Origin of the sequence: Actinoplanes sp. NPDC051633 (assembly GCF_040681735.1) — a bacterium.
Lineage (GTDB): Bacteria > Actinomycetota > Actinomycetes > Mycobacteriales > Micromonosporaceae > Actinoplanes.
Map to the genome: position 1 here is coordinate 1 of NZ_JBFAZH010000189.1, position 9,160 is coordinate 9,160.

Annotated in this window: 11 protein-coding genes; 4 read left to right on the forward strand and 7 right to left on the reverse strand. The window is 70.7% G+C overall.

What is annotated here, in order from left to right:
* Together AB0M20_RS13685 and AB0M20_RS13690 are read left to right on the forward strand one after the other, a co-directional pair.
* On the forward strand, positions 1 to 534 hold a 534-nt coding region (locus tag AB0M20_RS13685; RefSeq protein WP_364297829.1), incomplete at its 5' end, for a sigma-70 family RNA polymerase sigma factor.
* A gap of 244 nt (positions 535 to 778) precedes the next feature.
* Complete coding sequence (locus AB0M20_RS13690) at positions 779 to 1,018, forward strand: hypothetical protein (protein WP_364297831.1); 240 nt, start codon at positions 779 to 781, stop codon at positions 1,016 to 1,018.
* A 95-nt stretch (positions 1,019 to 1,113) separates the two neighbouring features.
* On the opposite strand, the gene AB0M20_RS13695 is transcribed toward AB0M20_RS13690, so the two are convergent.
* Both AB0M20_RS13695 and AB0M20_RS13700 read right to left on the reverse strand, forming a co-directional pair.
* Entirely contained in the window at positions 1,114 to 2,838 is a 1,725-nt protein-coding gene (locus AB0M20_RS13695) for a DEAD/DEAH box helicase family protein (RefSeq protein WP_364297833.1), read from the reverse strand.
* 253 nt (positions 2,839 to 3,091) lie between these two features.
* A complete protein-coding gene (locus AB0M20_RS13700; RefSeq protein WP_364297849.1) occupies positions 3,092 to 3,316 on the reverse strand; it encodes a DUF3039 domain-containing protein in 225 nt (74 codons plus the stop codon).
* Between the two features lie 146 nt (positions 3,317 to 3,462).
* On the opposite strand from AB0M20_RS13700, the gene AB0M20_RS13705 reads away from it, so the two are divergent.
* Positions 3,463 to 4,407: a pseudouridine-5'-phosphate glycosidase gene (locus AB0M20_RS13705; protein WP_364297835.1), complete on the forward strand. Its 945-nt coding sequence runs from the start codon at positions 3,463 to 3,465 to the stop codon at positions 4,405 to 4,407.
* Positions 4,404 to 5,312, forward strand: coding sequence for a carbohydrate kinase family protein (locus AB0M20_RS13710; protein ID WP_364297837.1), 909 nt, complete (start codon positions 4,404 to 4,406; stop codon positions 5,310 to 5,312). The genes AB0M20_RS13705 and AB0M20_RS13710 overlap by 4 nt, the downstream gene beginning before the upstream one ends.
* A 78-nt stretch (positions 5,313 to 5,390) precedes the next feature.
* On the opposite strand, the gene AB0M20_RS13715 is transcribed toward AB0M20_RS13710, so the two are convergent.
* From AB0M20_RS13715 to AB0M20_RS13735, 5 genes are all read right to left on the reverse strand, one after another.
* The gene (locus tag AB0M20_RS13715) at positions 5,391 to 5,744 is read right to left on the reverse strand and encodes a DUF3099 domain-containing protein (RefSeq protein WP_364297839.1); all 354 of its coding nucleotides are present in this window, start codon (positions 5,742 to 5,744) and stop codon (positions 5,391 to 5,393) included.
* Between the two features lie 112 nt (positions 5,745 to 5,856).
* Entirely contained in the window at positions 5,857 to 6,423 is a 567-nt protein-coding gene (locus tag AB0M20_RS13720) for an HhH-GPD-type base excision DNA repair protein (RefSeq protein WP_364297841.1), read from the reverse strand.
* A 38-nt stretch (positions 6,424 to 6,461) separates the two neighbouring features.
* Entirely contained in the window at positions 6,462 to 6,815 is a 354-nt protein-coding gene (locus AB0M20_RS13725; RefSeq protein WP_364297843.1) for a YrdB family protein, read from the reverse strand.
* An 18-nt stretch (positions 6,816 to 6,833) separates the two neighbouring features.
* Positions 6,834 to 7,163: a hypothetical protein gene (locus tag AB0M20_RS13730; RefSeq protein ID WP_364297845.1), complete on the reverse strand. Its 330-nt coding sequence runs from the start codon at positions 7,161 to 7,163 to the stop codon at positions 6,834 to 6,836.
* Positions 7,160 to 9,160 (reverse strand): hypothetical protein (locus AB0M20_RS13735; protein ID WP_364297847.1); only part of this gene is annotated, 2,001 nt, incomplete at its 5' end. The genes AB0M20_RS13735 and AB0M20_RS13730, both read right to left, overlap by 4 nt.

The following is a 9,160-nucleotide window of genomic DNA, read 5'->3' on the forward strand; positions in this document are numbered from 1 at the left end:
CGCCAGGCCATCACCCGCGCCATGGCCGACCAGGCCCGCACCATCCGCATCCCGGTGCACATGGTGGAGGTCATCAACAAGCTCGGCCGCATACAGCGTGAGCTGCTCCAGGACCTGGGCCGCGAGCCCACGCCGGAAGAGCTGGCCAAAGAAATGGACATCACCCCGGAAAAGGTGCTGGAGATCCAGCAGTACGCGCGGGAGCCCATTTCGCTCGACCAGACCATCGGCGACGAGGGCGACAGCCAGCTCGGTGACTTCATCGAGGACTCGGAGGCGGTCGTCGCGGTCGACGCGGTCTCCTTCTCGCTGCTGCAGGACCAGCTCCAGCAGGTGCTCCAGACGCTGTCCGAGCGTGAGGCCGGCGTGGTCCGGCTGCGTTTCGGGCTGACCGACGGCCAGCCCCGGACGCTCGACGAGATCGGTCAGGTCTACGGTGTGACGCGTGAGCGGATCCGGCAGATCGAGTCCAAGACGATGTCGAAGCTCCGTCACCCGTCTCGTTCACAGGTCCTGCGGGACTACTTGGACTAGGGTTTCCAGTCAACCTTTCGTGTCGGTTTGGTCACCACCCGTACATCACTGGGTGGTGATCAGACCGTTGTGTGATCGAGATCGTTGACGTGGCACCCTTGAGGGACGGCACACTTGCCGGACAACGTGTGACTTGGGTCCCCCCGGGGCACACGGGGAAGGCAGCAACGAGCACGGATGTTGCAAAGTGAGTGAGCAGTAGCCGAGGAACAAGTTCATCGGTAACGACCAGAGGAGGAAGGCGATGACCCCGACTCTCACGCCGCCGGCGGGTACTGTGGCCGGCCCAGCTGCCGATGAACGGTGCGACCGCTGCAACGCAGCAGGGAAGCTCCGTTTGACCCTCGCGGGCGGTGGTGAGCTCGTGTTCTGCGGGCACCACGCCAACCGCTACGCCGAGGACCTGGTGAAGATCGCGGTGCAGTATGCAGCGGACCCGGAGTTCGTCTGGCGCGGCGCGGACATGATGTCCAACTCCAACTGAACATCCCCCACAGACACGATTGAGGGGCGCCCACGGTGTGGGGCGCCCCTTTCACGTGCCCGGACAATCGCCCGGAGCCGCTCGACCGTCGTCGGTCAGAGCGTCTGTACCGTGGCGATCCGCTCCTCGAGCTGCTCGATGGTCGCCTGGGCGCTGGGCGGGCCACCGCAGAGACGGCGCAGCTCGGCGTGGATCTTGCCGTGCGGCAGGCCGGTGCGGTGGTGGTGCGCCGCCACCAGGGTGTTGAGCTGGCGTCGCAGGGTCACCCGCCGCTCCCCCGCGCTCAGCACCACCGGCTCGCGTGGCGACGGCACCGCGTCGCCGTTGGCCCGGGCCGCCTTCTTCTGCGCCGCGAGCTGCTCGGCCTGACGGCGGTTCAGCAGCGTCGACACCTGGTCGGGAGTGAGCAGGCCGGGCAGGCCGAGATACTCCTCCTCCTCGGCGGTGCCGGTCAGCGCCCCGGTCCCGAACGACGTGCCGTCGAAGATCACCTGGTCCAGCTCGGCGGTGGCGGAGAGCGCCTCGAACCGGTTCTCCAGCTCGCCGGAGGCGTCCTCCTCGCGCTGCGCGCGCTCCAGCAGGGTGTCGTCCAGGCCGTCGGGGTCCTTGCGGGCGCCCAGCACGTGGTCGCGCTGGGCTTCCATCTCGCTGGCCAGCCCGAGCAGGTGCGGGACGCTCGGCACGAACACCGTCGCCGTCTCACCCTCGCGGCGGGCGCGGACGAAGCGGCCGATCGCCTGGGCGAAGTAGAGCGGGGTGGAGGCGCTGGTGGCGTAGACGCCGACCGCCAGCCGGGGGATGTCGACACCCTCGGACACCATCCGGACCGCCACCATCCAGCGCTCCTGGGACAGGGCGAAGGTGGCGATCCGCTCCGACGCTCCCGCGTCGTCGGAGAGGACCACGACGGCCTTCTCGCCGGTGATGGTCTCGAGCAGTTTCGCGTACGCGCGGGCGGTCTGCTGGTCGCTGGCGATGACCAGTCCGCCGGCGTCGGGGATGCCGTGCGAGCGCAGCTTCGACAACCGGGCGTCGGCGGCCCGCATCACCTGCGGCATCCAGTCGCCGCGATGGTCCAGCGCGGTACGCCAGGCCTGCGCCACCAGGTCCTTGGTCATCGGCTCGCCGAGCCGGGCGGCCAGCTCGTCCCCCGCGCTGGTGCGCCAGCGGGTCTCCCCGGAGTACGCCATGAACAGCACGGGCCGCACGACGCCGTCGGCGAGGGCGTCGGAGTAGCCGTACACCGAGTCGGCCCGGGAGCGTTGCAGGCCGTCCTCGCCGCGCTCATAGGTCACGAAGGGGATCGGGTTCTCGTCCGAGCGGAACGGCGTGCCGGTCAGCATCAGCCGCCGGGTCGCGGGCTCGAACGCGCTCTTCACCCCGTCGCCCCAGGTGCGGGAGTCGCCGGCGTGGTGGATCTCGTCGAGGATGACGAAGGTGCTCCGGGTCATCGTGCGCCGGCGGTGCACGGCCGGCGCCATGCCGACCTGGGCGTAGGTGAGGGCCGCGCCGTGGAAGTCGCGCGCCGAGTGCACATCGGAGTTGCGGAACGAGTGGTCGAGCTGGATGCCGACCCGGGCTGCGGCGGCCGCCCACTGCGTCTTCAGGTGCTCGGTGGGACACACCACGGTGATCGCCTCGACCGTACCGTCGGCGAGCAGCTCGGCGGCGATCCGCAGGGCGAACGTGGTCTTGCCGGCGCCGGGGGTGGCGACCGCCATGAAGTCCTCGGATCGGCGGCGGAGATACACCACCAAGGCCTTGCGCTGCCAGGCCCGCAGAGGCGGGAACGTCTCCAGATCCGGTTTCGGCGGACTCAAGCTACGCGGATCCCTTCCTCACAGGTGTTGCCACTCACAAAACGGCCCCCGCGGTATGCCGCGGGGGCGCATCCAGCATAACGAGCGTCACTCCACCGGACGGGCACGGCGGGGTAACCGCAGCCAGAGTCGCGTTTCGCCCGCTGATGACTCAGGTGCGAAAAGTAGGAGGCGCAGCCGAGGTCCTTTTCGTGCCTGAGTCATCAGCTCCTCGGGGCGAAACGCCGGACGAGCGAAGCGACGACCAGCAAGCTCAGTGCTTCATCGACTCGTAGATCTCCTTGCACGCCGGGCACACCGGCGAGCCGGGCTTCGGCGACTTCGTCACCGGGAACTTCTCGCCGCACAGCGCGATCACGAATGTGCCCATGACGGCACTCTCCGCGATCTTTTCCTTGCGCACGTAGTGGAACATCTCGGGCCCGGTGTCCGCATCCTTGGTCTCCGGGCGCTCCAGGATCTGCGTGCTCACGGTTATCTGCCTCTCGTAGCGAACATTTCTCAGATTCTTCGCCGGCTCCCCCGAGCAGGGGCCCCGTCGCGGCGAAAGGAAGCTCCAGCCGCCAAGTGTCGCACCTCGCGCCGGGTCGGTCCAACGACAAGCGGCCACGTAACGTTGCGGACGTGAACGACTTCGCGATTCAGTACGGCGATCATGTGACCCGGGCGCGCCGCGACGGCCGCCCCGTGGTCGCGCTGGAGAGCACGATCATCTCGCACGGGCTGCCGCATCCGGACAACATCCGGGTGGCTGGTGAGATCGAACAGGCGGTACGCGACAACGGCGCCGTTCCGGCAACGATCGGGATGATCGGGGGCGAACTGGTCGTCGGTCTCTCTCCGGCACAGATCGAACGCCTGGCCGCCGGGTCCGCGGCCAAGCTGTCGGTGCGCGACCTCGCAGTGGCCGCCGCGACGGGTGCGGACGGCGCGACGACGGTCGCCGCGACCAGCGCGGTGGCGGCCGCGGCGGGGATCGGCGTGTTCGCCACCGGTGGGCTGGGCGGGGTGCATCGCGAGGCGAATCACACGTTCGACGAGTCCGCCGACCTGAACACGCTGGCGCGTACCCCGATCGTGGTGGTCTGCGCCGGGGTGAAGTCGATCCTCGACGTGGGCGCGACACTGGAACGGCTCGAGACGCTCGGCGTGGCCGTCGCCGGTTACCGGACGTCGCGGTTCCCCGGCTTCTACCTCACCGACGGTGGCCACGACCTGTACTGGACGCTGGAGTCGCCGGCTCAGGTCGCCGCCGTGCTGAAGGCGCGCGACGAGCACGGCGTGTCGCGCGGCGCCCTGGTGCTGGCGAACCCGCTGCCCGCCGACGAGCAGCTCGACCCGGCGCTGCACGACGCGACGCTGACCGAGGGGCTGGCCAACCTGGCGCGCGACCGGGTCACCGGCAAGGACGTGACGCCGTACCTGCTGGCGTTCTTCCACGAGCGGACCGCCGGCAAGAGCCTCGAGGTCAACGTGCGGATCATCCTGCGCAACGCCGCCCTCGCCGCCCAGGTCGCCGCGGCGGCCGCACCCGCTCCGGCACCGCTGGGCTTCTCCGTCCCCGCATGAGCCTGCTGGTCGTGGGTGACCTGGTCACCGACGTGGTCGTCGTGCCGGCCGGACCGATCGAGACGGGCACGGACACGCTCGCCTCGATCACCTACTCGGGCGGCGGCCAGGCCTCGAACACCGCGGCCTGGCTGGCCCACGCGGGCGCCGCCGTCACGCTGGTCGCGGCGGTCGGCGACGACGTGGCGGGGCGTTCGCTGATCGCGGAGCTGACCGCGCAGGGCGTGCGCTGCGCGGTGCGGGCGCACGCCGGCGCCACCACGGGCACCGTCGTGGTGATCGCTACCGAGGGTGAGCGCACGCTGATCACCGATCCGGGCGCCGCGCTGCTGCTCGATCCGGCCGACGTGACCGCCGCGATCAAGGACGCCGACGACGCCGTGCACCTGCACCTCTCCGGCTATGCGCTGCTCAACGAGGGGTCCCGGGCGGGCGGCCTGGCGGCGCTGGGCGCGGCGCGCGACCGTGGGCTCACGGTGAGCGTCGACGCGTCGTCGGCGGCCCCGCTGCGGCGGGTGGGTGCCTTCCTCGATTGGGTTCGCGGGGTCGACCTGCTGCTGTGCAACGCGGACGAGGCCGCGGTGCTCGCCGGCCCGGGCAGTCCGCCGGCGCAGGCCGAGGTCTTGGCCCACTTCGCCCGGAACGTGGTCGTCAAGCTGGGCCCCGACGGCGCCATCTGGCGAGGCGGGGACGGGGTGCTGCGGTCGTGGGCCACGGACCGCGTACCCGTCATCGATCCCACCGGCGCGGGCGACGCCTTCGCCGCGGGCCTTCTCCGGGCCTGGTGCTCGGGGTCGTCGCCGGAGGCGGCGCTGGCCGCCGGAGCGGCGAGCGGGGCGGAGGCCGTGACCAGGGTCGGCGCCCGTCCACAGGCCGGGCCGAAAACTGTCACACCCGAGGCCTAACGTTCAGGCCCACCCAGTGCCGGGGTGGGGGTGGCGGCGGCGCGCCCGGCGCCACGTCATGATCAACAGCAAGGGACCTCAGTCCTCGGCGTCGATCACGCGGTGCTCGCGCTCCTCGGCCGGCTTGTCCTCCAGCACTCGATGCGTGGGCGCGGGCTGCTGCGACTGCGCCCGCTCGGCCCGGCTCTTCGGGGGACGGTCGTTCGCGATCAACACCGCCATCCACGGCAGGATGACCATGCCGGCCGCGCACAGGATCAGCCACACCGGGAGCAACGGCGGTTTCACGCTGATCAGGATGGCGCCGGCGATCAGACAGGCCGCGCGCAGGCCCATCATCGACACATAGCGAATCTCCCGGCTCCTGAGCTGGTCGCCCTGGCTGCGGGCGGCATCGGTGATGACCACCGGCCGCTCCGGCTGCTTTTTCACGCTGGCTCTCCGATCGACCCTTCATCCTTGCACCGCTGCGTCGGTAGTGCCCACAACCGACGCAATGCCTTGACGTAGCGGCGGGTCAGGACGTAACAGGGCCGCGTTGGGGTCACGCCTTGGCGGCGGCCTTCATCTCCTTCTTGTACGTGCGCACACGCTCCAGCGAGCCGGCGTCGACGATGTCCGCGACCGAGCGGTACGAACCCTCGTCGCCGTAGTGACCGGCCGCCTCCCGCCACCCGGCCGGCCGCACCCCGAACTGCTTGCCCAGCAGGGCGGTGAAGATCTGCGACTTCTGCTTGCCGAACCCGGGCAGCGAGGCCACCCGCTTGACCAGCTCGGCACCGCTGTCGGCGTCCTTCCACAGGTTGGCCGCGTCGCCGTCGTAGCGCTCGACCAGCGCCCGGCACACCTCCTGGACCCGGGCGGCCATCGCCTTGGGAAAGCGGTGCAGCGAGGGCGGCTTGGCGAAGACGGCGATCAGGTCGTCGAGGTCGGCGTTCGCCAGTTCGTCGGCGGTGGGCACGTGCCCGAGCCGCTGGCTCAGCACGTAGGGCGAGCTGAACGCCTTCTCGAGCTTGTCCTGCTGGTCGAGGGTCATGCCGATCAGCAGCGCGAGCGGGTTGGTGGAAAGCAGCTCGTTCGCCTCGGGCGCGATCGGCAACGACATCGTCATGCGCCCTATCCTGCACTTCGCGTCGACGGCGTCAAGGCTCAGCTCACCGCGGCGCCACCGGTGTCGGTGCGCAGCAGGTGGAGGGCCAGGCGGTTGGCCGCCGCCAACACCGCCAGGAGTACGCCGAGCAGAACGTGACCGGTGAGGGCGAGGGCGACCGCGCCGCCGCCGAAGACGACCCACTCCGGGACGAGCCGGAGTGGGTCGGACAGCGGGTGGCTCGCCTTCGGCGCCACCCAGCGGGCCCAGATCAGCGCCGCGAGCAGCGGGAACGCGACGGCCAGGACGATGCGCAGCCAGAGCGGTCCGGGTACGTGCCATCCGCCGTACGCCAGCGCGGCGAGCGCGGCCAGCTCCAGCACGAACCGCAGGCCGAGGTTGAAGATCCGCACGATGCCACTCTCCTCCGGTCACGCCTGCTGGAACAGGTGCGCGGCGGCCCACGCCCCGGCGGCCGCCTGTGCGGCGCCCGGGTCCATGGCGTCGTCCGGCAGGCGCGGCAGCAGTTCGCGTCGCACCCAGGCGATGTCGCCGTCCGACAGGTAGCCGTACAGCCGCCGGAGCGCGGCCAGGATGCGGACCCGCCCGGCCGGCGGCCAGGATCCGGCGGTCGAGTAGTGCGTCCCCAGCACGACGCCGATCATCGAACCCAGGTCGGGCGGCAGCGGCCGCAACACGGCCATGCACTCGAGAAGCCAGGGCGCGAGGTCGAGCCCGTAGCCCTTGATGTCGGTGATCATGTGGATCCACCCGAGGACCGTGTGCGGCCGGGAGCACGAATGGCTCGGTCGTAGGCCTGCTCGAGATCGGGGTCCCTGTTCGCCGACTTCGTCCACAAGGCGATCGCGTCGTGCAGTACCGACGTCAGCTCGGTGCCGTCGCCGTGGACCACGAAGGTGGTCAGGGACTCGGGCGCCGTCGCGATCAGCGGCTCCAGTGCGTGCCGCATCATGTCGGAGCCGATGCCGCCGCCGACGTGCAGCGACTTGGCAACGTGACCCGGTGTGGTGAAGCCGGTGACCACCGTGCCCGGCGACGCCGACTCGAGAAACTCCTCGCGGCCGTGCGTCCACCACGGATCCACCGGTTCGATGCGGTCCGTGGTTCCGAACTCCAGCTGGACGTCCCGGCGCCGGCCGTCCCACAGGCGGCGAACGATCATCACATCGAGGAGGCCGCCCCAGACGCTCCGCTCCATCGCCGCGCCCCAATGGCCGGCCGTCCGATGCAGCTCACCCGCCGCCTCGAACGCGTCCGGGAACATCTCGGACGCCCGCAGCGGCTCCCCGCAGGCCAGCACCAGCAGCGCGAGGTTGACGGAGTAGAGCGCCATCCAGTGATCCGCGCGCCGGTCGACCGGCCGGTAGTCGAGCTCCGGCACCTCGGGCCGGTTCACGGCCTGCCGCAGCGCCGGCATCAGCCACTCCCGGGCTTCGCGCCGGCCGTTCAGCATCGAATGAAGGAAGACCGGCACGAACTCCCGAGCGAACAGCGGCTCGTATCCGATCAGCGAACGCAGCATCCCCCCGTCGCGGACCTCGTGGGCCACGAGCCGGGCGACCAGGTATTCCTCGAAGGTCGCGTGCAGGAACTCGTAGGCCTGGAGGGTCCGACCGTCCTCGATGGCCTGTGCCCGTTGGAGGAAGAAGAATCGGCCGACCACTTCCTGCGCCACGGTCAGCCTCCGGCGCTGCTCCGCCGAAGGCGCCGCCATCCCCAGGCTGCGCAGGTCGTCGTCCAGCTCCTGGCCGGTGATCCACAGCCGGGCCCGGTTGAACATCGCAAACGCCATCACCGACAGCCGCCGCAGCTCCTCCTCGATCAGCTCCTGGACGGCGCTCTCCGGCTCGTCGCCGTGCAGCCGCCGAACCTCGCGCTCGGCGAAACTCACCATCAGGCGCTCGTAGAGGTCGGCGAGTTCGAGCGTGACGTCCGCCCGCAGCGTCTCCTCCGCGTCGTGCAGCGCGAGCATCAGCAGCAGCAACGGCTGCTCGATCAGGTGCGGGTAGCGCTCGACCGCACCCAGGGTCAGCGGCGGGCGCCCGTGCGGCGCGTTGGCCGCGTTCCAGGTCGCGAGCCACTGCCCGACCTGCTCGCGGTCGAAGCCGGCGAGCCGCACCACCAGCGTGTTCTCCGGGATGGTCGCCCGGTCCGCGACCGCCACCCGGCTGGTGACCACGATCGCGGCCGGGCGTTTCAGCGTCGCCTCCCGCTTCTGGAATGCGGCCACCTTCTTCAGGAAGTCGGACTGATGCATTCCGGTGGCCTGTAGCAGCTCGTCGAAGCCGTCCAGCAGGATCACCGGCATCGCGCCGCCGGCGGTGGCCGCGAGGTCGGCCCAGGCGACGTGACGGCCGATGGTGGCGCGCAACGCGAACTCGATCTGATCCTGGATCGACCGCTCCGCCGGCACCTCGCGCAGTGCCACCCGCACGACGAGGAAGTCCTCCGCCGGCAGCCGCGCCGCCAGCACCTTGGTCAGTGCCGACTTCCCGGCGCCGGGTTGGCCGAGCAGCAGCAGCGGGCCCTCGGTGGCCCGCGACGTGGTGAGGAAGGCGGCGAGGAACTCCGCGAGATCGGCGCGCTGCTCGACCTGCCACCAGCTCTCGTCGGCGGGCCGATCCGCCGGACCGGCTTGCCTGACCCGGAAGCCGGGGTCGATGTAGAGCTCGGCGAGCGCCGGGAAGGTGACGTCGCCGGCGTCGCCGGCGCCCGGCTCATGAAGATAGGCCGGGTA

Bases quoted from the DNA above. Each gene is read 5' to 3' on its own strand.
- AB0M20_RS13690 (WP_364297831.1), top strand. From the start codon at position 779: ATGACCCCGACTCTCACGCCGCCGGCGGGTACTGTGGCCGGCCCAGCT.
- AB0M20_RS13710 (WP_364297837.1), top strand. From the start codon at position 4,404: ATGAGCCTGCTGGTCGTGGGTGACCTGGTCACCGACGTGGTCGTCGTG.
- AB0M20_RS13720 (WP_364297841.1), bottom strand. From the start codon at position 6,423: ATGACGATGTCGTTGCCGATCGCGCCCGAGGCGAACGAGCTGCTTTCC.
- AB0M20_RS13730 (WP_364297845.1), bottom strand. From the start codon at position 7,163: ATGATCACCGACATCAAGGGCTACGGGCTCGACCTCGCGCCCTGGCTT.